Raw genomic sequence first — 21,075 nt, 5'->3', positions numbered from 1 at the left:
CGGCGGGCTTGCCCCTTTGCCTTGATCCCGGCCAGAGATGACAATGCGATTGTCCACCGTTTCACGACTTGCTTCCGAAGTCACGAGCTGGGACATGTCGCCGGTTGGCCAATTTTGGTTTCGTATCCGTTTTTTCCTTGCATTCGATCGCCATCGAGAGGTCAAAATCTTGGAGACAAGGCAAAGACATATGGGGTTCCATTCGTAGGAACGATCGGACATGAAGAAGAGCGCCGGCATCCTAATGTATAAAAAGGCGCAGGACGGTATTTTGGTTCTGCTTGTCCATCCAGGCGGCCCATTCTGGCGCAAACGTGATGACGGCGCGTGGTCCATTCCCAAGGGCGAATACGGCGAGGCTGAAGCACCTGAAGCGGCCGCTCGACGGGAATTCGCCGAGGAAACAGGTTCCGCGCCTGAAGGTGCGCTGCAGCCTCTTGGCGAATTGCGCCAGAAGAGCGGAAAGACCGTCACCGCCTTTGCCCTTGAGGGGGTATTCGACACATCCTGCTTGCACAGCAATCTGTTTGAAATCGAGTGGCCGCCACGAAGCGGACGCTTCGAGTCCTTCCCCGAGATCGATCGTGCCGAATGGTTCACCCTTTCCGAGGCGGGCCAAAAGATCGTCGGCGGTCAACGTCCCTTCCTCGAACGCCTGGAGAGACTGCATTGCCCGGGCGCGCAAGGTACTGTCAGCCAGACGGACGGCAGGTGATGCCGCATTGTAGCTGCGGCCAACTCCGGGATCGTTGGCCAACATTCTAGCGGTGCTGTGTCCGAGCCTGCGAAAAATTACAACCGTCTTGACCAGGATCAAGGTTTGTCGCCGCCACCCGGTGTCCAGTGTCTCCCATAGATATTTTCGATCCTTGGGAGAAGACGATGACTTCGATCGGCATAAAGCTTGTCACCTCGACCGAGCCGGTGGCGGTTAGCAGGAAATTGCGGCTGGGTTCGTTAACGGCGTTAGTCATCGGCTCGATGATCGGCTCCGGCGTCTTCAGCCTGCCGCAGAACATGGCGGCAGGCGCCGGCCCTTTGGCCATCGCAATCGGCTGGGGGATTACGGCGATCGGCATGCTGGCGCTGGTCTTCGTATATCAGTCCCTGGCCACCCGCAAACCAGACCTTAACGTCGGCCCCTATGCCTATGCAAAAGCCGGATTCGGTCCATTTATCGGCTTCAACAGTGCATGGGGCTACTGGCTGAGCGCATGGATCGGCAATGTCTCCTATGCGGTTATCGTCTTCAGCGCGCTATCCTATTTCTTTCCGTCCTTCGGCGACGGAAACACCTGGCAGGCCGTGCTTGGTGCGTCCATCTTGCTGTGGTTGATTCATGCTATTGTGCTGGCGGGCATTCGTGAAGCGGCGGTCGTGAACCTTATCGTCACCGTCGCAAAAGTCGCACCGATTCTCTTATTCATCGGCGTCGGCGTCGTCGCCTTCAAGCTGAACGTCTTCTCGCTCGATTTTACCGGTCTGGGCAACGCAAGCCTCGGCTCGATCACCACGCAGGTCAAGAGCACCATGCTGGTCACGCTCTGGGTGTTCATCGGCATAGAAGGCGCCAGCGTGTTCTCCGCCCGCGCCGAGCGCCGGCGCGACATTGCGACGGCAACGGTCCTTGGCTTTTTCACCTGCCTTGCTTTCTACGCGCTCGTGTCCCTGCTTTCGCTCGGCATTCTGAACCAACCTGAACTTGCTGCCCTGAAAAATCCTTCCATGGCTGGGGTACTTGAGGTGGTGGTCGGTCCCTGGGGTGCGGCTCTCATCAACATCGCGCTTGTCATCTCGGTGATCGGTGCCTTTCTGAGTTGGACGCTTCTGGCAGCCGAGATTCCCTTCGCGGCGGCGAAGGACGGGACCATGCCGAAATTCCTCGCCTCGGAAAGTGAACGGGGCGTCCCATGGGCCTCGCTCCTGATCACCAATCTTCTCGTCCAGGCGTTCCTTGTCGTTACCCTCTACGCCCACAGCACCTATCAGGCGTTGTTTTCCATCGCATCAACCGCGATCCTCGTGCCCTACATCTTCTCGGGCGCCTATGCCGCAAAGCTGGCCATAACCGGAGAAGGCTATGCACCGGACGAACAGCGAACAGCTCCGATGCTGGTCGGGCTTCTGGCAACGCTTTACGGGCTGTGGCTCGTCTATGCCGCCGGCCCGGCTTACCTGTTCATGTGTGCGATCCTCTATGCGCCGGGCATTCTGTTCTTTTTTCTTGCGCGTCGAGAAGCGGGGCAAAGACCCTTCCAGCCGTTCGAGGCGCTCCTGGCCGTCGCGCTTGTCGCGGTAGCCTTCCTTGCTGCCTACGAAATGTGGGCCGGCATTGTCAGCCCGTTTTAACAGGGATCAGCGTCATGAATATTCTTGGGGTTCATTCGGAAGTTGGTCGTCTTCGCGAAGTCATGGTTCACCGCCCTGACCTAAGCCTGCAGCGCCTGACACCGGACAATTGCAAGGCCTTGCTTTTCGACGACGTGCTGTGGGTCAAGCGTGCCCGGCAGGAGCACGACATCTTCGTTGATGCCTTGCGCGAACGCGGCGTGGTTGTGCAGTCGTTGGGCGAATTGCTCACGGAAACGATGGCTTTGCCCAAGGCGCGCCGCTGGTTGCTTGATCGCCGCGTCGAATCCGCGGTTGTCGGAGGTGACATGGTCGATGAACTGCGCGGCTGGCTGAACGAGATGCCGGCGGATCGTCTGGCAACCTACCTCGTCGGCGGCATTGCTCGTGCCGAATTGCCATTCGAACCCCTCGGGCTGACCGGACGCACGCTGGCACCGCAGGATTTCGTGCTACCGCCGCTGCCGAACCAGCTCTTTACCCGCGACAGTTCCTGCTGGATCTATGGTGGCGTTTCGGTCAATGCCATGTATTGGCAGGCGCGACGGCCAGAGGCTGCAAATGTCGAGGCGATCTATCGTTTTCATCCTCGCTTCGACGCCGCCGACTTCACATTCGTCTCGCCTGAGAACCCGGTCACCGGAACCAGTCTTGAAGGTGGGGACGTAATGCCAGTTGGCGACGGGGTCGTCCTGATCGGCATGGGTGAACGCACCACCCCGCAGGCGGTCGGCGCGCTGGCCCGAAGTCTTTTTGCCGCTGGTATCGCAAAACGCATTATCGCGGCACTAATGCCGCGCGATCGCAGCTTCATGCATCTCGATACCGTGTTTACCTTCTGCGACCGGGATCTGGTGACGATGTATCCTCCCGTCGTCGATCGGTTGCGGAGCTTCTCGCTGCGACCAGGTGATGTCGAAGGTTCGGTGGACACCCGGGAGGAGACATCTCCATTTACGGACGTGGTTGCGCAATCGCTTGGATTGAAGAGCTTGCGTATCATTGCGACTGGCGGCGACCGCTACGAAGCCGAACGCGAGCAGTGGGATGACGGCAACAATGTGATCGCCGTCGAGCCCGGCGTCGTCATCGCCTACGACCGCAACGTCTACACCAATACGCTGCTGCGCCGCGCAGGCGTCGAGGTGATCACCATCGAAGGGGCAGAACTCAGCCGTGGCCGTGGTGGCGGACACTGCATGACGTGCCCGATTGATCGCGCCCCCCTTTAGCTACAGAGGAACTTGTCATGCCTATCAATCTCCATGGTCGCAGCGTTCTGTCCCTCGATGATCTGGAAGCCGAGGAGATCCGCCACCTGCTGCGCCTTGCGGCCGATCTCAAGGTCGCAAAACTAGGCGGATACGAAGTGCCGCGCCTGACACGAAAGAATATCGCACTTATCTTCGAAAAGGATTCGACCCGCACCCGAACCGGGTTCGAGGTGGCAGCCTATGATCAGGGTGCACACGTCACCTACATGGGTCCCACCGGCAGTCATATCGGCCACAAGGAATCGATGAAGGATACCGCGCGTGTTCTCGGCCGCATTTATGATGCCATCGAGTATCGCGGTTTCGCGCAGAGTGCGGTCGAGACCCTGAAAACCTATTCCGGCGTGCCGGTCTATAATGGGCTCACCGACGTTTCTCATCCGACGCAAATTCTCGCGGATCTCATGACGATGCGCGAATTCACTCACAAGCACCTGTCGGACATGGTCGTGACCTTCCTTGGCGACGGGCGCGACAATGTGGCGATGTCGCTGGCGCTCGGCGCTGCCAAGGTCGGAATCGATTTTCGTCTCGTCTCGCCGACGGCCCTGTGGCCGGACCAAGCTTTTGTCGATCATGTGAAGTCGCAAGCCTGGAAAAGCGGCGGCAAGTTCGCTTTGATGGAACATGTCGGCTCCGGAGTGCTGGGAGCCGATTTTATCTACACGGATGTCTGGCTTTCAATGGGCGAGAATGAATCGGCTTGGGCGGAGCGCATCCGGCTTCTTTCTCCCTTCCGGGTCACCGCCCAGGTGATCGAGGCGACCGAAAATCCCTATGCGAAATTCATGCATTGTCTTCCGGCGTTTCACAACACCGAGACGGAAGTCGGTGCCCGCATCGCCAAGGAATACGGCATCGATTGCATGGAGGTGACGGACCAGGTTTTCGAGTCCCACGCCTCCATTGTCTTCGATCAGGCCGAAAACAGAATGCATACGATCAAGGCGCTGCTCGTTGCGACGATCGGAAGTTGAGATGTTGATCGTCGCAGCATTGGGAGGAAACGCGCTTTTGCGTCGCGGAGAGCCGATGACGGCTGAACACCAGCGGGCAAATGTCCGGCTTGCCGTCGCTGCTTTGGCCGAACTCATCCTTGCCGGCCACTCTCTGGTCATCACCCATGGCAACGGCCCTCAGGTTGGGCTCCTTGCCTTGCAGGCAGAAGCCTCCAACGGCAATGGTATTCCGTTGGATGTTCTCGGTGCCGAAACAGAGGGGATGATCGGCTATATGATCGAACAGGAGCTCGGAAATGTCCTGAAGAACCATCCAATTGCAACCTTGCTGACGATGGCACGGGTGGAGGCAGGCGATCCCGCCTTTTCACATCCGACCAAGTTCATCGGCCCGGTTTACGACGCGCCGACCGCCCGCCGGCTTGGCAGAGAGCGCGGCTGGAGAATCGCGCCCGACGGTGAAAGCTGGCGGCGTGTCGTCGCGTCGCCAAAACCCTTGGCAATCATCGAGGCCAAAACCATCGCGTTGCTCGTCAATCACGGCGTGACCGTCATCTGCACCGGTGGCGGCGGCATTCCTGTGATCGAACAGGCGGACGGCGGACTTACCGGGATCGAGGCCGTCATCGATAAGGATGCCGCCAGTGCGCTCCTGGCGCGACAGCTGAATGCCGACATGTTGCTTCTTCTAACTGATGTCGACGCAGTCTATCTGGATTACGGGACACCGAAGGCTCGAAGCTTGGGTCGTATTGCTCCGGAGATGTTATCCGGCGCGAGGTTTCCACCAGGGTCGATGGCGCCGAAAGTCGCTGCCGCAATCCAGTTTGCAGTGGAAATGGACAGACCGGCTGGCATCGGCAAGCTCGAGGACGCCAGCGCTATCGTCCGCGGCGAAAAGGGAACCTTGTTCGATCCGCATCTGTCGGCAAATGCGCGATCGGCTCGCTGACTTGGCCATGATGTTAAAGGGCTGGATCGCCCTCAAATCCCTCTAACGGCAAGGCGAGGCGAAATACCAGCGTCCGGCAATTTTGGCTGGCGCTGAAGCGGTGCGAAATCTGCGGGCGTGATGGTCTCCCTTTCAAGCAGAAGTTTTGCGCCGGCTTTCAGATTCTCGATGTTGGCCGAAAGCATCTCCTTCGCCATCTGGTACGCTTCGTCGATCATCCCCCTTATCGCCAGATCGACTTCCCGAGCGGTTGCTTCGGAATAGTCGCGCGGACGGACGCCGAGCTGATTGTCGTCGAGCCACTGTGCTCTTTGGGGTTCAAGGACCGCCTGACCGACCGAGGCATTCATCCCGAATCGAGTGATGCTTTCACGCGCGATATCGGTGGCCTTGCCAAGATCGTCGGCAGCACCGGTCGATACCTCTCCAAAGACCACCTCCTCTGCCGCGCGACCGGCCAGCAAGGCGATCATGCGTTCCCTCAATTCACTCGACGTGATGAGAAAGCGATCCTCCGTCGGCCTCTGCAAGGTATATCCGAGCGCACCGATCGACCGCGGAATGATCGAGACCTTTTGAACGGGATCCGTCTTGGCAAGCGAAGTCGCGACCAGCGCATGCCCCATCTCGTGATAGGCAACGCGTTCCCTCTCGTTTGCATTGAGCAGCCGGCTTCGGCGCTCCGACCCCGCAACGATACGCTCCGTTGCCTGCACAAAGTCCTCGGTGGTGACGGTATCGCCGTGACGCCTGGTAGCGATGATGGCAGCCTCATTGACGAGGTTTGCGAGATCTGCGCCGGTAAAGCCCGGCGTTAGTGCGGCGACGTCGTTTATGTCGAAATCGGCGGCAACCGCGATCTTCTTGATATGAACCTTGAGAATATCTGCGCGACCTTTCCGGTCGGGACGATCGATGACGATCTGGCGGTCGAACCGGCCCGCTCGCAGCAAGGCTGCATCGAGAACTTCGGGGCGATTGGTTGCAGCGAGCAGCACGATACCGACGCGCGGGTCGAATCCGTCAAGTTCCGACAGCAGCTGATTGAGCGTCTGCTCCTTCTCGTCGCCGCCGCCATAACCTGAAAGCGGGCTGCGAGCTCGGCCGAGAGCATCCAGTTCATCGATGAAAATTATGCAAGGAGCAGCCTTGCGTGCTTGTTCGAACAGATCGCGGACGCGGGCGGCGCCGACGCCGACAAACATCTCGACGAATTCAGCGCCGGAGATGGAAAAGAACGGCACGTTCGCTTCCCCGGCGATAGCTCGCGCCAGAAGCGTCTTGCCTGTACCGGGTGGGCCGACCAACAGCACACCCTTGGGAATCCGCGCGCCGAGCCGACCGTAATTATCCTGCTCCTTCAGAAAGGAAACGATTTCCTGTAGTTCGGCCTTGGCCTCGTCCGCGCCTGCCACGTCGTCGAACGTGACTCCGGTCTTGCGCTCCAAATAGACCTTCGCCTTTGATTTTCCGATATTGATCAAGCCACCCACGCCTTGTCGGTCGATCATTCCGCGAAAGAAGAAGACCCAAATTCCAAGGAAGAAGAGCGTCGGCAGCGTCCAGGAGAGGATGGTTGTCAGCCAATTGCTGTCGGTGCCGCCGGAGACTTGAACCCCGGCCTTTTCGAAGGTCGCAGCAGCGGCTGGGTCCACGCGGTTGGATATGAAGAGCGTTTTGCCATCTTGGGGAACCTTGAAGACACCTTGGACCATCGTCTCAGTCAGCGTGACCGATTGAACCTTGCCGTCGGCCACCATGCGCATCAGGTCGCTGTAGGATATCTCGGCCGTGTCGCGATAGGCGAACCATATCTGGAAAAGGCTGAGCAGCAGGAACGCCACGAGAAAATAACCGATGCTGAAGGTGTGTTTCCGGTCCATGGGTGCCTCCGGGCGTAGCGTATCGACACCTCATTGGTTTCATGCGGCCGCAGCCACGTCCTTGACACGGATCAAAGACCGGTTTGGCGCCCGGTGGTAGCTCTCTCAAGACGCTTTCCATGGTGTGCGGCCTTATTGGCCATCAGCTTGCCCAGCGTCATGGCCCCTTCGGAAAACCCCAGTTCACGAGATGACTATGGCCCAAGATCGCTTCGTCCCCGCAACATCACTTCGCCACGACCGGTCCGCAAATGACAATGTCGATCTCGGGCTGCGGCAATTTCTGCTGCAAGTCTATAATTGTATGGCCGGAGCGCTGTGCCTGAGCGGCCTTACCGCATATCTGGCAATCGAGACCGGCTTCTATCAAAGGATCGCTGGGACTGGCTTCATCTGGTTGGTTATTTTCGCTCCGCTGGTGGCACTGCTGTTTTTGACCATCCGGCTGGAGAAGATGCCCCTCGCCTCAGTCATGGCGCTGTTCTGGATCTATGCTTGCCTGATGGGACTATCGTTCGCCGGCATTTTCCTGATCTACACCAATGAAAGCATTGTGCGGACCTTTTTCATCAGCGCAGCGATCTTCGCCGCCACGAGCCTTTACGGCTACGCCACGAAAGCCGATCTTTCGCGCTTTGGTTCCATTTTGACAATGGCACTCCTCGCAACCATTGTTGTTAGCTTCGCAAACATTTTGCTGGCCTCGACCATTCTGCAAATTGCCGTCTCGGCAGTGGCCGCCGTTCTCTTCGTCGGGCTGACTGCCTACGACACACAGCGCCTCAAACAGATCTATCAGGCCTGTTATCCGTCGGAGCCAACTGTGAAGATGGCGCTAATGGGCGCCCTCACACTTTACCTTGATTTCATTAACCTTTTCGTCTTGCTCCTTCAATTCAGTGGCGACAGGCGCAGATGAAGCTTCAAAGCGACGAAAGAAATCTGCGGCCGTCCAAGCGGCGGCAGGCGCGACCGCAAGACACCAGCCCGCCGATGCGTGAAGACGGTCAGTCTGGTCGTAGCATTCGACATCGTGCCAACAGGAGCGAAAGATGGAAAAGCACAGAATCCCGAGAGACAGTTGGGTATTGGTTTGTGACGGCGTCAAGGCGCTGTTTCTGCGCAACGATGGCGACGCCGAACTCATCAATCTGATTCCAGTTGAGATCTACGGTGACAAAACAGCTTTTCAGGCGCCCGCCTCGGATCGCCCCGGTCGGATTTATCAATCACAAGGCCGATCGCGCAGCTCCGTTGAGGCGGTCGATCTGAAATGGCAGAGCGAAGAGGCGTTTGTGAGCGATGTCGCCCGCAGACTTGATCAACTGGTCCGCAACCGCACAGTCAAGCATTTGATCATCATCGCTCCGCCGAAAGTCCTGGGCGTCCTTCGAGCGCATTTGACACCGACGGTGCACTCCGTCGTCAAAGGCGAGGTAGCAAATGATTTCACCATGCTTCCCATTCCGGAAATTGAGCAAAGGTTGAAAGGTTGACCCCAGGATGCCCGCGATAGCAAAGATAGAAACCAGCTTTGAGGGACATCGTCCCAACGTTCTATGCGAATAGAATCGTGATGTTGACCCAAGACAATGCGCATCAGCGGGAATTCGGTGAGGATACCCTTCATCAAGGAGGCCTACCATGAGCTTTATCCCTTCCCAGACCTTCTCGGATTCTGCGCACCAAGCCGAAATCTGGGTCGTAGAGTTGTCAGAGTATCTCCATTGTGAACGGAATGAGGCCTACGATTGCCTGCGGTCCGTCCTGCACGCGCTTCGAGATTCAATGGATCTGAAGGCGATGGCCGATTTTTCATCGCATCTGCCGCCATTGATCCGGGGAATATTCTACGAAAACTGGCAGCCTCAACGCGCCCAGCCGTGCTCAGATAGAATGGACTTCTTTGCAAGCATAGGCAGGCGGTCAGTGAAGCTGAACGACATTGGCGTCGAGCAGGCAGCACGGAATGTCTTCAAGTTGCTGGATCATCACTTGAGCCTGCCTGTAATTAAAAGAGTCAAACTGGCGATGAATCCTTCTCTCGGAACGCTCTGGCCCGAGCGCCCGCAGCAATCGAATAGCGCCGCGTAGCTTAAAAGGAAGAACACCGGCAAACGGCGATGTGAGAACCGAATAGGCTTGCCGGGCTCCCTTTATTCCGGCCAATTACGGCCGTGCGCTGTCATCTCATGCTCGCCATGCGACGCAGTCGGCGGACCGTCTCGCATCCACCGGACTTCGCGGAGGTTCCAGCTTGGTTGCCTGCGACCTCGGCTGCTGCGTCAAGCAGTTCCAAGGCATATGCTACCGCCGCATCGGTATCCTCGCGGCAAAGGCTTGCGTTTGTGCAGCGCGCATCAAGGGCCTGTCTGATCCTACTCTTGAGCGAGAGCATTCCGTTGCTACTGGAATAGGCCAAAAGCTCGTGGAGGCAACTTGTGGCGACAATCTCCGAGGCGATAAGCTTGCCCTCGACCTCTCCGAGTGTCGGAATGGCAAATCGCTGCCCTCCCCTTCTGCAATCGCGATCCGTCGTCAGCATGGTCTTACTCCTTTGCGGCTAGCTTCCACGTCCGTCTTCCTCAAGAGCTCTTTTGACGCGCCGAAGAATAACGGAGCGCGCCTTCCTGTCGGCGGTTTTACGCAACCGCTCCTCCAGATCGAGGACGATCGATTGATAGTCATTGTGCCAATCCGAATGGCCGACATCCTGGGGCACGAGGCGCGGGGGCGGCGTGACGCGTGCGAGCGATACGGCGGCTGTTTTCGTCAGGCTGTAGCTGTCGTCGAGCGATGGTACGATGATGGCTGTGTCCGGCTTCCCGACTAACAGACGGGATTTCAAACTGTCGCGTGCGCCAGGCTCGCCGTGAACCAGAAACAGTCCTGATCGAATCGGCTCTCTGGCTTCTATCCAAGCTCTCAATTCGCTAGCGTCGGCGTGACCGCTATAGGCATCTAGTGATCGCACAGTCGCGCGGACGATGATTTCCTCACCCTGGATTTTAACGGTGCGCGCACCCTCTTCAAGAATTCTCCCAAGCGTGCCCGCTGCCTGGAATCCGACCAGCAATACGGTGCCTTCATCCCGCCAGAGCCAATTCTTGAGACGATGACGAATGCGACCGGCTTCACACATGCCGCTGGCAGCAATGATGATATGGAAGCCGCGAATGAAATCGATTGCTTTTGATTGCTCGGCCGTTTCCGTGAAGCGCACATTTTTCGCATTCAGCGCTTTGATCAGCAGGTCGCCATTGGGGATGGAATGTGCGTGCTGCTTGAAGATCGCGGTTGCGCGGGATGCTAGTGGAGAATCGATGATTATCGGACACCGCGATATCTCGCCCGCATCCATGAGGACGTTGAGATCGGCGAGCAATTCCTGCGTGCGTTCTACCGCAAATGATGGGATCAGCAGGGCGCCGTTGGAATGATAGGCATTGAGAAGGATCTCTCGAAGTTGCCCGCGACGGGCGACGTCCGAGACTTCGTCTCGTTCCCGATCCCCATACGTGCTTTCACAGATGACATAGTCAAAGTCCTGCGGAGCATCTGGCCGACCCTCCAACAACTTGTGCTGCGGACCAACATCTCCAGAAAACAGAATGCGGATCGGTCCAGTTTCGGTCGCCAACTCGATCTCGACCGAGGCCGAACCGAGCAGATGTCCGGCGTCCCAAAGCCGAAACCGCAGACCACCTTCCAATCTTTGCCATTCTTTATAGGCAACCGTTCGAAACTGCGTCATCGCGGCGCGCGCGTCTTCTGCTGTGTAAATGGGTTGCAACATGTCACGCGATCGGTGCCGGTTGCGGCGGTTCAGCTGCTCGACTTCCGATTCCTGAATATGTCCCGAATCTTGCAGCATGATCGAACACAGATCCAAGGTAGCCGGCGTACAATGTACGGCCCCCTCGAAACCGGCTTTGACCAGTTTCGGGATGAGGCCCGAGTGATCGATGTGGGCATGAGTCAGGATGACGGAGTCAATCAGAGCCGGTTCGAACGGGAAAGGCCGGTAATTCAACTCCTTTTCGGTCTTCGAACCCTGAAACATGCCACAATCGATCATGGTGCGAGCGCCGGCGTGCTCAAGCACGAAACACGATCCGGTGACCGATCCGGCTGCACCGTAGAAATGTAATATGGGGTCCGTCATCAGTTTTCCTCGTATGTGTCTCGACTTTAATGCATGCCGGATCGCCTTCGCTTTGATGAGGATCAAGGAAACGGGGATGCGATGGTGACTATCTTTGCCGACCTCCGAATGAGAAAGGCGATCCGACCATGTCCATCAAAACCGTCTTGTGTATCCTCGACGTCAATCAATTTAAAAATGACTTGAAGGGCGCCGTTGACTTTTGCCAGACACATGGTGCGCACCTAACCGCGCTGATCGTTTCAATGGGTGGCACGCCTCCCCACAGCGCATACGATGCTCTCTCCATCACCAAACTCAACGAGCGACAGCGTGAAATAGATAGTCTGACCGAGAAGGCAGCCGATATCAGATCCCAGCTCAGCGGGAACATCGCATCCTTTGACGTGCAGGAAGTCTATACGGAATTTCCCTGGGCTGACGAGGATATCGCGGACCGCGCCCTTTATGGCGATCTCGTCCTCATCGGTCCCCAGGCGGCCCGTAACGAGGAGCTTCAGCAAAGGGTAATCGATGGGGCATTGTTCCAGTCGCCGACGCCGGTACTTGTCAACGCGAGCGGCAAAACGCTGCAGTTTGCGTCAAAAGTAATCTTACTGGCTTGGGATTCGAGCGAGGAGGCTGCGCGCGCCGCGCGGCAGTCGATCGATTTGTTGCAAGCCGCCGGAAAGGTGCATGTCACGATCGTCGATCCGCTTGCCCCACAGTCTGTCAACGGCAAGGAGCCCGGCGCGGATATCGCCGTCTTCCTCGCCCGGCATGGCGTAAACGTCGGTGTCGATTGCATTGCGAGCGGCGGCCGACTGGTCGATGAAACGCTGCGACAACACGCGGTCGATATCGGCGCCGACATAATCGTCATGGGAGCCTACAGCCATCTACGACTGCGGGAGCGCCTTTTCGGCGGAGTGACGCGATCGATGCTGGAAGACTCGGACATTCCGCTGTTTCTTGCCCATTAGCGACAAGCGCCGACGGCTTTCTTCGATGCTTGCCCGGCATCTCTTAATCGCCAGCGACCTCTCCGACAGCTAGACCGCGAGAGACCCGGTGGCGATCGACCGTCGGCAGAGCTGCGACAACCCATCTCCCCTAGTCCCGGCGCAGAGGGCCTGGATCTACACTCGCCTGCTAGTCATGACGGAGCCCCGCCAGACTGGGGTGTGAGCCTCAATCAATATCGTCTTCCCTCTTGAATGGCATTCAACACTGGCACGACGGTTCCAGCCCATCAACAGGGGCCTGGCCGACGCTGCTCCACGTGCCAACACATTGCCATTTCGAATTTGCGTCATCCTCATCGCCATCGCTAAGACTTCCGACGTGGCGCTCCCAGTAGCCGCCGCCCTTACCGGCGCCAATGCCAGGATTGTCCCAGGTGTTATCTTGAGGTCTGTAGCGACCCGACTTATCAGACGCGCCAAACAGTATCTGAAATATATTGAGCTTCGGCTCATTGAGCGTCATTGCGACGAAAATCCGGAAATGACCGATTTCATCGGCCGTATATTCGCGATCGAGTTCATATCGGACATACAGTCCGTCAAGGACATCACCGGTTTCTTGAAGGAACAGTACCCGGCTGAGAGTTTGGTTGAGCGAGGAAAAGCCCGTTGAGATCACAAACTGAATGTCATCGCCCCAACGAGAGAAGAAACTGGCCTGTTCGGCTTCCGAAAGCACAATCCCAAGAGATTGAAAGCGGGTTGCAAACCCGTCGACAGCGTCTAGAGCGATGCGAATACGTTCGCGGTCCATAATCTCGCACCCCGCAAAACCTTCTTCTTTGGTGAAGCCGATCAACGTAGTTTCCTCGGTCACTGTCAAATCGGGATTGGTGAGGAACACAAAAATCTCCGGCTTGGGCAAAACCTGCCCATCCGGCGTTGTCAGATCAGGGAGGGTGGAGTGGACGTCAGATTTAAATTTCTTATAGATCGCTTTCTTTTGCTCGGCTGAGTCGTTTGCGCCGGCCATGAAACCGATGGCAAAGGACCGGATTGGGGGGCTCCCACTTTGGCCCTGCCCCTCAAGTTCAATATTGGGCTTGAGGAATAGTCAAATAATTCGTATTATTCGCTTAAGTCATAGGAGGCGCTTTTATGCAGAAATTTTCGACAGTGGAATTATTGCGCGATATCAAGACCGTTACCATGGCGGCGGACCGCCAGCCAGTGGCCATCACGCAGCACAGAAAGGCGCGCTACGTTCTCATGACCTATGAGGACTTTGCCGCGATGAAAGAAAACAGCGATCCACGCCGGGTTTTCGGCCCTGGCGAGACACCGACAGAACTGGCTGAATTGATCGTTCCGGAACTTGACCGGCTAATCGCGGAGGGTAAGTCTGGCGATGAGTGACAATCGCATGCCACCCAACGGTTCAGTCTTCCAGTATCCCTACCTGTGGAAATGGCAGCAAGACCGCGGGGAAACAGAAGGTCGCAAGGAGCGTCCAGTGTGCATGATGCTCGCTATCCCACGCGGGAAGCAGACGCATTTGATCCTTCTGGCAATATCAGGAACACCACCTCGCAGCGATCAGACCGCGCTGGAAATCCCGGCTCTCGAGCGCCGTCGTTCAGGTTTGCGCGAGTGGAAAGACGGCTGGATTACGGTTTCCGAATACAATTATGATGTGGCGGAAACCTCGTTTTACTACGATCCGAATGCCGAAATTTTGGGGCAGTTCAGCAAGGCGTTCTTGGGAAAGGTTGCGGAGGCTGTCAAACCATTCATCACGCAGAAGAGCGCGCAGATCAAGCGGCGTTGATGTGCCGTCATTCGCAGCTGACCGGTCTTTGAAACCTCGCAACGTGTCGCCGATCGGCTCCGTGACCTTAGCGGCTTGACGCTTGAGATCGTTTGTTGGATGTCATTCATGGCGACGCCGAGAGATGCGGCAGAGCTTCAGGCCGGGTTTTTACGAGGAACCCGACCGCCTTCGAAGGGCTCCCCTTGCGCGCCATATGCGCCAACTTATACGCCGCCTCGCTAACGTTGACTCGCAATGCGCCGGCGATGTCCCCCAGCCAGTCCGCCGAGCCGCGCAATCGCTTCAAAAGAGCAACATCGGAAATCGCGGCCACATCATTCGGGCCCGCCCAAGCGGCCGCAGAGCGTAAGCTCATGCCGCCAGGCCCATAAGCCAATGCCAGCCGCAGCAAGGTCGCGGCGTCACCAACCCCGCGTCGTCGCACAAGCGCCTTGGATGTACGCGCTGTCGTGCCGAGATCGATGACGTGCTCCAGCTTCGATAGCAGTCTGGACCAATCGGGGTCGATGGAATCAGTCGTTCGCATCCGCCTTATGAATCACAGACAGATTCGCCCCGTCCAGCCCTTAAGTTAGCGCATATGGGGCGAGCCCCTCCCTTCCTGTGCCGCCGGCCCCCTTGATAACCTACAGCTGAGCCGCGACGGACACGGGATTGAGGCCAGATGGGTTAGCCTGCCTTGATCGCAATTTTCCGGTCATTCTTCTGCGCATTGGCTGTCTTCGGCAGAACGACCTTCAAAACACCATTTGCGAAGGAGGCATCGATCTTCTCGGCATCGACGCCGTCGGGAAGCTGGAGGCTGCGCTGGAACGAACCATAGCGCCGTTCGGAGAGGTAGTATTCCTTCTCCTTTTCCTCCTTGCTTTCATGCTTTTCGCCTTTGACCGTCAGGATGCCGTCCGCGAGCGTCAGTTCCACGTCCTTCGCATCGATACCTGGAAGCTCTGCCGTGAGCTCATAGGCCTTATCGGACTCGACGAAGTCGATGGCCGGCATGCCACGTGCGAAAGCATTCGGGAAACGTGCGAGTGTGCGATCGAAAAAGCCAGGGGTGAAGTCATTGAAGACGCGATCAATTTCAGACCGCAGGCTCTCGAATGGCGCCCAGCGCTCCATAGCGGGTGCCGCCTTCTTCTCCGTGCTCACGGGGAGCTTCCTTGCCATATCGGCCATATCATTTCTCCTCTTCGTTGCGAGGACCATTGGAGGACGACCTTGCCCCGGCCCTTTTCCAAATCGTCTTCGTAAGACGCGATATCATCAAAGACAGTGTTGCGACGTTGTTCATTGATCAGCATCAAAATGGCGCGCTGTCGCGCGTCCCGAGGCGATCGCGATCGTCATCTTGCCGATCATGAAATCGATCGGCGCCCCCTTCGGGGCGGGACAACCTTGATCTTCATCAAAGCGGCGGTGGGGCAGCGACGCGATCATTATGTCAGCCTGTTGGAGGACACTGACATGAAACCGCAATTCCATCTGCCATTGATCACCTATCCCAGTGCCAGTTCGCTTTCCGTGGTTCAAAACGCAGTCGACTTGGCGCGACATCAAAAAGCAGATCTCACCGCGAGCGTTCTGCAGATCAAGACGCCGCTCGTCGGACAATCATCCCCATGGGTGGACGACGTTGAACGATTGAGTTCGCAGGCAAAGCGCTTCAGCCGCGACAGCGGTGTCGCATTGAGCGAAGCAGTGTGCGACTACGCCAACAAAGCAGACATAAGGGCCGTCATTCAGACATTCGAAGCGTCGGAGCCGCTGATCCCGGATACTCTGGTGGAAATCTCGCGCGCTTATGATCTCTCAATCGTCGAAGCGTCCGAGACCATGATGCCTTTGCTTGAGAACCTTCTGTTCGAAAGCGGCCGACCTCTCGTCCTGTTCCCTGTAAACCATGTTTGTAGCCGGATCGATACCGTAGCAATCGCCTGGGATGGGAGCGCGCCGCTGTCAACTGCGTTGACCGGTGCCAGATTATTCCTGGAAAGTGCTTCGAAGATCATCTTGATCTCGATCACCAACGAGGCTCCAATGAACGAGAAGGCTCGGGACCGATACGCGAATGTCCTTCGCAACAGCGGCCTGGATGTCGAAGTTGTCGTTGCTCGTGCAAATGGCGAAGAGGTAGCCGTTGCTATCCAATCGGCCGCCAGAGCCCTTCACGCGGATCTGCTTGTCGCCGGTGCCTACGGGCATTCCAAAATGCGTGAATTGGTCCTTGGCGGCGTCACTCGATCATTGCTGGCCGATCTCGAAATGCCGGTTCTTGTCGCTCACTGATCAAGCAATGGAAGGTCGGTAAGGCGTTTATTCCTCCATGCCGGCCTGGCGCGCGGATTGCCGGTAGGTGGGCAGGGAATTGCTCCGTCGCAGCCAACTTGACGCTTGGCACTCAACCCATTCCCGCAGCCAACGCGTTCAGACGATCGCCTGTTGACAAAGGTCAAGGCGCGCGCGCCGTGCAATGGTTAGCAAGGCATTAGAGGTGAACGCTGATGCCAACTGAAACTGACGAAACCACCAAAAACTCCGCGGAGAAATCGATTGAACCCGCCGTCAACAAAGCGGAGGGGATCGATCGACAGAGGGATATCGCGACGATGAAGATCGCACCCGCCCCCGATGGATCACCGCATGATCCAATCACTGGACGAGCTGCAGATCATAGGGCTGGAGAGCGAATGCGTCGAAACCGTCGCTTGGCTGCGGGTGTCGCGATCATCGTTGCAATGGCCGGTTTAGGCTTCTGGTATCGGCAGCCGCTCCAAAATGCCCTATTCGGCCCCTCCCTCGCAGTTGACCACATCACGATCTCCGGCAATATCGAAGCACATCAGAGCGTCCTGAGTTTTACCCAAGTACAGGCTCCGATCATTGAGCTTCCTTTCGACGAAGGGGCGCGTGTCGAGGCCGGCACGGTGCTCGCACGGATCGACGACCGTCTTTATCGACAGCAGCTGGCAATAGACCACACCAATCTCAACGTCGCAATTGCCCAGGTCAGCGTCAACCAAAGTAATCTCTCGGCTGCCCAGCATAGCGTTGTGAGCGACACATTCGATCTTGCCGAGAAACAGCGCGACTTCGCTCGCGCGGAAACTCTGGCAAAGAGTGACGTTGTCTCGCAGCAGACACGAGATCTCGCATTGACCGCGCAACAGCAATCTTCAGCGCTTCTTGCGCACGATCAAGCCCTGGTCGGGGTGGCAGAAGCCAACGTCCGGCTCGCTACGGAAAGCGTCGCGACAGCTGAAGCGAGGATCAAGCTGGACGAAATGACTCTAGCCTACGCCACGCTTCGCGCCCCTTTCACCGGGGTTGTCGCCGTTCGCGAAGCCGAACTCGGTCAACTTGCCGCTCCGGGCGTCGCCATCCTCACACTTGATGACCTCGATCACATCTGGCTTCGCGCTTATGTGAACGGCCCCGATATTGGCAAGGTGCGGCTGGGTGAAGCGGTGGACGTCGTCACCGATACCTATCCTGGTAAAATCTATAAGGGCCGAATTAGCTTCATCTCCCCGCAGGCTGAGTTCACGCCGAAAACCGTCGAGACCCACGCCGAACGCATCACGCTTGTCTACCGGATCCGCATCGAGATCGACAACCCGACACATGAATTGCTGCCAGGCATGCCGGCCGATGCGACCATTTCTCTCCTGGCGTCAGGCCAATGATCGGCGCGGCAACCGACATCGCTGTCCACGTGCAGGGCCTCATTCGCCGTTTCGGTTCGCTGTCGGCCGTGAGTAACGTCAACCTCGACATCGCGCGTGGCGAGATATTCGGGCTGGTTGGGCCGGACGGTGCCGGCAAGACCACCATCATGCGCGTGCTCGCCGGTGTGCTGCGACCGAATGCAGGCACCGTCACCATCGAGGGTATCGACGTCGTTGCAATGCCGGAGCTGGCCAAATCGCAGATCAGCTATATGCCGCAGCGCTTCGGGCTTTATGAGGATCTGACCGTTGCCGAAAACATCTTCTTCTATGGGGAGCTGTTTTCCGTTCCGCGGGCGATCCGCCGAGAACGTACCGGGGCACTTGTGGATGCAGCCGGCCTTCGTGGCTTCGAACACCGTCTTGCCGGTCAGCTCTCCGGCGGCATGAAACAGAAACTGGGGCTCATATGCGCACTCATACACACCCCGAAAGTCCTGCTCCTCGACGAGCCCACAACTGGAGTCGATCCTGTCTCACGCCGGGACTTTTGGGCGATCCTTTATGGCCTGCGCGAAGAAGGCGTCACCATCATCCTTTCAACGGCATACATGGATGAGGCCGAGCGCTGTTCGCGCCTGGCGCTCGTCAGCGGCGGCGAAATACATCATTGCGACACGCCGGCGAAATTGAAACAAGCGATGCCGGGTGCCCTTCTTGCCGTCTCTGCCGACAATCCTCGCGCTGCACGCGATGCCTTGGTGGGCGCTCCTGGCGTTCTTGGCCTGCTTCTGATGGGAGACAGGGTCAATGTCCGGGTAGACGACGCCGACATGCGAGAACCCGAACTGCGTGAGCGGCTCGCCGGGCGCGCTATCCCCGTGATGGCGATCACGCCGGTCGAGCCGGCGATCGAGGATGTCTTCGTCGCACTTCTGGGCAAGGAGCGGCGGGATGGATAACATTGATCCGACACCATCGGCACCAACCGTCCAGATGCAGGGACTTACCAAACGGTTCGGCACATTTGTGGCCGTCGACGACCTTGATCTTACCATCACCAAGGGTGAAATCGTCGGATTCATCGGTCCGAACGGCGCGGGCAAATCGACGACGCTGCGCATGCTTTGCGGCCTGCTACGGCCGAGCGCCGGATCGGCATTCGTCGCGGGTTATGACGTTGCACGCCATCCTGAAGATGTTCGCGCGCATATAGGTTACATGTCGCAGAAATTCTCTCTTTATTCCGATCTTACGGTCAGGGAAAACCTGCGATTCTTCGGTGGGATGTATCACGTTCCCCGCCGGGAAATGGCCTCGCGAATGGCGCAGGCGATAGCCACCGCCGGCCTAGAAGGCCGTGAAGACGCTCTCGTCGCAACGTTGGCTGGTGGCTGGAAGCAGCGGCTGGCGCTCGGCTGCGCTATTCTGCACCGTCCGCCAGTCCTGTTTCTCGACGAGCCCACCTCGGGCGTCGAGCCTGAAGCACGGCGTCATTTTTGGGACATGATCCACAATCTGGCCGGTAGCGGCGTAACCATCCTCGTGTCGACGCACTACATGGACGAGGCCGAGTATTGCAACCGAATTGCGCTGATCAATGCGGGCAAACTGGTTGCTCTCGGAAGCCCGGGCGAACTGCGAGGGCGCGAACTCGGTGGCGAATTGTTCGAGATCTCCTGCAACATGTTGGGAGCCGGCCTTGCAAAGCTGCGGCAGGCCCCAGGCGTGATCGATGCAGCAATTTTTGGAGACAAATTGCATGTTTTGCTCCGCGATAGCGCCATGGCGATAGGTCTTCCCTTATTGCTTAGCCAAGGCGGCATCATCGCCGGCTCCCCCAATCGCATCTCGGCAAGTCTGGAGGACGTTTTCGTCCAGCTTGTCTCCCGCGGCCACGTCGAAGGCGCTCATCCATGAATGGACGTCGATTGTTCGCCATTGCCTACAAGGAGACACTGCAAGTCTGCCGCGATCCACGCAGTCTTGCGATAGCGTTGTTGATGCCGCTGTTGCAGATGGCGCTGCTCGGCTACGGCGTCAGCCTCGACATCAAAAACGTCTCCCTTTGCGTCTACGATCAGGAAAACAGTCAGACCAGCCGTGATCTCACCAGCCGTTTCGTAGCATCGGGATGGTTTGAAGCGGTCCACGCGCTCGACAGCGACCGCGCGATTCGACAGGCCATCGACCGCGGCACCTGCATCGGCGCGCTGGTCATTCCCGTAACCTTCACGAGGAGCATGAGCTCCGGCGCCAAGGCCAACATCCAAACGATATTCGACGGCACCGATGCCAATACCACGAATATAGCGACGGGTTATGCAAAAGGGGTAATTGCCGAGGCCTTGACCGATTTCAAAAACCGATGGGCGCAAGCGCACGGCCTACAGCCTGACGCCATCGGCCAGATCGATCTGCAACTGCGTGTCTGGTTCAATGCCGGCCTGGAAAGTCGTAATTTTATCATTCCCGGCGTGGTGGCTGTCATCCTTGCCGCCGTCGGCGCTCAGTTGACCTCGCTCACCATATCGCGCGAGTGGGAAAGGGGTACGATGGAACAGCTTATCTCCACCCCTGTCACTGCATTCGAAGTCATGCTCGGGAAATTGGTTCCCTATTTTCTGATTGCGCTGATCGACGCCGCCTTCTGTCTTCTGGTTACGATTTTCTGGTTTCAGGTACCGTTCAGGGGCAGCGTCACGACCTTGGTGATGACGACCGCGCTGTTTGCCGTCGTGGTGCTGGGGATCGGATACCTGTTGTCGGTTCGCATTCGCAGTCAGCTCGGCGCCAGCCAGATTGCATTAATCCTTACGATGCTGCCGACCACCATGTTGTCCGGTTACACTTTCCCGATCGACCAGATGCCCGCACCCGTCCGCGCCGTGACGTTCCTCGTTTATGCCCGGTACTATGTCAGCATCCTTCGTTCCATATTTCTGAAGGGCAGCTCCCTAGCGGATCTGGCAGGCCCGCTTCTCGGGCTGGTGATCTTTGCAACCGTGATTGCCTATCTGGCCGCCATCGCCTTTCGCAAACGGTTGGATTAG

General features: G+C 57.7%; 21 protein-coding genes and 1 pseudogene. 16 read left to right on the top strand and 6 right to left on the bottom strand.

The window, feature by feature from the left end; translation table 11 throughout:
• Positions 1-220: 220 nt before the first annotated feature.
• The 5 genes from FHT28_RS25170 to arcC all read left to right on the top strand — a co-directional run bounded on the left by FHT28_RS25170 (position 221) and on the right by arcC (position 5,534).
• Positions 221-715 carry an NUDIX domain-containing protein gene (locus FHT28_RS25170; protein ID WP_047561961.1) on the top strand — a complete coding sequence of 165 codons (495 nt, stop codon included), beginning with the start codon at positions 221-223 and terminating at the stop codon, positions 713-715.
• Positions 716-882: 167 nt separating this feature from the next.
• The gene (gene arcD / locus FHT28_RS25165; RefSeq protein WP_168597633.1) at positions 883-2,349 is read left to right on the top strand and encodes an arginine-ornithine antiporter; all 1,467 of its coding nucleotides are present in this window, start codon (positions 883-885) and stop codon (positions 2,347-2,349) included.
• Between the two features lie 14 nt (positions 2,350-2,363).
• Positions 2,364-3,581, top strand: coding sequence for an arginine deiminase (locus FHT28_RS25160; protein WP_168597632.1), 1,218 nt, complete (start codon positions 2,364-2,366; stop codon positions 3,579-3,581).
• A 17-nt stretch (positions 3,582-3,598) separates the two neighbouring features.
• Entirely contained in the window at positions 3,599-4,600 is a 1,002-nt protein-coding gene (gene argF / locus FHT28_RS25155) for an ornithine carbamoyltransferase (RefSeq protein ID WP_047640478.1), read from the top strand.
• A 1-nt stretch (position 4,601) separates the two neighbouring features.
• The gene (gene arcC, locus FHT28_RS25150; protein ID WP_037200760.1) at positions 4,602-5,534 is read left to right on the top strand and encodes a carbamate kinase; all 933 of its coding nucleotides are present in this window, start codon (positions 4,602-4,604) and stop codon (positions 5,532-5,534) included.
• A 32-nt stretch (positions 5,535-5,566) separates the two neighbouring features.
• Here the strand turns inward: arcC and ftsH are convergent, their stop codons facing one another.
• Positions 5,567-7,417 (bottom strand): ATP-dependent zinc metalloprotease FtsH, encoded by a 1,851-nt coding sequence (gene ftsH, locus FHT28_RS25145; RefSeq protein WP_168597631.1) that lies wholly within the window; start codon positions 7,415-7,417, stop codon positions 5,567-5,569.
• Between the two features lie 196 nt (positions 7,418-7,613).
• On the opposite strand from ftsH, the gene FHT28_RS25140 reads away from it, so the two are divergent.
• From FHT28_RS25140 to FHT28_RS25130, 3 genes are all read left to right on the top strand, one after another.
• Positions 7,614-8,336, top strand: coding sequence for a Bax inhibitor-1/YccA family protein (locus FHT28_RS25140; protein ID WP_168597630.1), 723 nt, complete (start codon positions 7,614-7,616; stop codon positions 8,334-8,336).
• 133 nt (positions 8,337-8,469) lie between these two features.
• Positions 8,470-8,913, top strand: coding sequence for a host attachment family protein (locus FHT28_RS25135; protein WP_037200766.1), 444 nt, complete (start codon positions 8,470-8,472; stop codon positions 8,911-8,913).
• Between the two features lie 148 nt (positions 8,914-9,061).
• Positions 9,062-9,511: a DUF2267 domain-containing protein gene (locus tag FHT28_RS25130; protein WP_168597629.1), complete on the top strand. Its 450-nt coding sequence runs from the start codon at positions 9,062-9,064 to the stop codon at positions 9,509-9,511.
• A 469-nt stretch (positions 9,512-9,980) separates the two neighbouring features.
• Here the strand turns inward: FHT28_RS25130 and FHT28_RS25125 are convergent, their stop codons facing one another.
• Entirely contained in the window at positions 9,981-11,582 is a 1,602-nt protein-coding gene (locus FHT28_RS25125; protein WP_168597628.1) for an MBL fold metallo-hydrolase, read from the bottom strand.
• 128 nt (positions 11,583-11,710) lie between these two features.
• On the opposite strand from FHT28_RS25125, the gene FHT28_RS25120 reads away from it, so the two are divergent.
• Positions 11,711-12,544 (top strand): universal stress protein, encoded by an 834-nt coding sequence (locus tag FHT28_RS25120; protein ID WP_168597627.1) that lies wholly within the window; start codon positions 11,711-11,713, stop codon positions 12,542-12,544.
• A gap of 241 nt (positions 12,545-12,785) precedes the next feature.
• On the opposite strand, the gene FHT28_RS25115 is transcribed toward FHT28_RS25120, so the two are convergent.
• The gene (locus tag FHT28_RS25115; RefSeq protein WP_168597626.1) at positions 12,786-13,559 is read right to left on the bottom strand and encodes a hypothetical protein; all 774 of its coding nucleotides are present in this window, start codon (positions 13,557-13,559) and stop codon (positions 12,786-12,788) included.
• Between the two features lie 125 nt (positions 13,560-13,684).
• On the opposite strand from FHT28_RS25115, the gene FHT28_RS25110 reads away from it, so the two are divergent.
• Both FHT28_RS25110 and FHT28_RS25105 read left to right on the top strand, forming a co-directional pair.
• The gene (locus tag FHT28_RS25110; protein ID WP_047562281.1) at positions 13,685-13,942 is read left to right on the top strand and encodes a prevent-host-death protein; all 258 of its coding nucleotides are present in this window, start codon (positions 13,685-13,687) and stop codon (positions 13,940-13,942) included.
• Entirely contained in the window at positions 13,935-14,354 is a 420-nt protein-coding gene (locus FHT28_RS25105) for a hypothetical protein (protein WP_047562279.1), read from the top strand. The genes FHT28_RS25110 and FHT28_RS25105 overlap by 8 nt, the downstream gene beginning before the upstream one ends.
• Before the next feature lie 244 nt (positions 14,355-14,598).
• Here FHT28_RS25105 and FHT28_RS25100 read toward each other — a convergent pair.
• The 3 genes and pseudogenes from FHT28_RS25100 to FHT28_RS25090 form a co-directional block, all read right to left on the bottom strand.
• Positions 14,599-14,883, bottom strand: a pseudogene (locus FHT28_RS25100) (IS4 family transposase); the annotation flags it as partial.
• A 143-nt stretch (positions 14,884-15,026) separates the two neighbouring features.
• Complete coding sequence (locus tag FHT28_RS25095) at positions 15,027-15,533, bottom strand: Hsp20/alpha crystallin family protein (protein ID WP_037201058.1); 507 nt, start codon at positions 15,531-15,533, stop codon at positions 15,027-15,029.
• Between the two features lie 111 nt (positions 15,534-15,644).
• A complete protein-coding gene (locus FHT28_RS25090) occupies positions 15,645-15,794 on the bottom strand; it encodes a hypothetical protein (protein WP_156151567.1) in 150 nt (49 codons plus the stop codon).
• 27 nt (positions 15,795-15,821) lie between these two features.
• On the opposite strand from FHT28_RS25090, the gene FHT28_RS25085 reads away from it, so the two are divergent.
• The 5 genes from FHT28_RS25085 to FHT28_RS25065 all read left to right on the top strand — a co-directional run bounded on the left by FHT28_RS25085 (position 15,822) and on the right by FHT28_RS25065 (position 21,075).
• Positions 15,822-16,643: a universal stress protein gene (locus FHT28_RS25085; protein WP_047562101.1), complete on the top strand. Its 822-nt coding sequence runs from the start codon at positions 15,822-15,824 to the stop codon at positions 16,641-16,643.
• Between the two features lie 215 nt (positions 16,644-16,858).
• Complete coding sequence (locus tag FHT28_RS25080; RefSeq protein ID WP_210166113.1) at positions 16,859-18,040, top strand: efflux RND transporter periplasmic adaptor subunit; 1,182 nt, start codon at positions 16,859-16,861, stop codon at positions 18,038-18,040.
• Complete coding sequence (locus FHT28_RS25075) at positions 18,037-18,984, top strand: ABC transporter ATP-binding protein (protein WP_047562073.1); 948 nt, start codon at positions 18,037-18,039, stop codon at positions 18,982-18,984. Before FHT28_RS25080 ends, FHT28_RS25075 begins: the two co-directional genes overlap by 4 nt.
• On the top strand, positions 18,977-19,942 hold the full coding sequence (locus FHT28_RS25070; protein ID WP_131512280.1) for an ABC transporter ATP-binding protein: 966 nt from the start codon (positions 18,977-18,979) through the stop codon (positions 19,940-19,942). Before FHT28_RS25075 ends, FHT28_RS25070 begins: the two co-directional genes overlap by 8 nt.
• On the top strand, positions 19,939-21,075 hold the full coding sequence (locus tag FHT28_RS25065) for an ABC transporter permease (RefSeq protein WP_168597625.1): 1,137 nt from the start codon (positions 19,939-19,941) through the stop codon (positions 21,073-21,075). The genes FHT28_RS25070 and FHT28_RS25065 overlap by 4 nt, the downstream gene beginning before the upstream one ends.

It is taken from the genome of Rhizobium sp. SG570, from assembly GCF_012275345.1.
GTDB classification, from domain to species: Bacteria; Pseudomonadota; Alphaproteobacteria; order Rhizobiales; family Rhizobiaceae; genus Rhizobium; species Rhizobium lusitanum.
The sequence above is the reverse complement of the archived record's forward strand: the minus strand, read 5'-3'. Positions and strand labels throughout refer to the sequence as shown.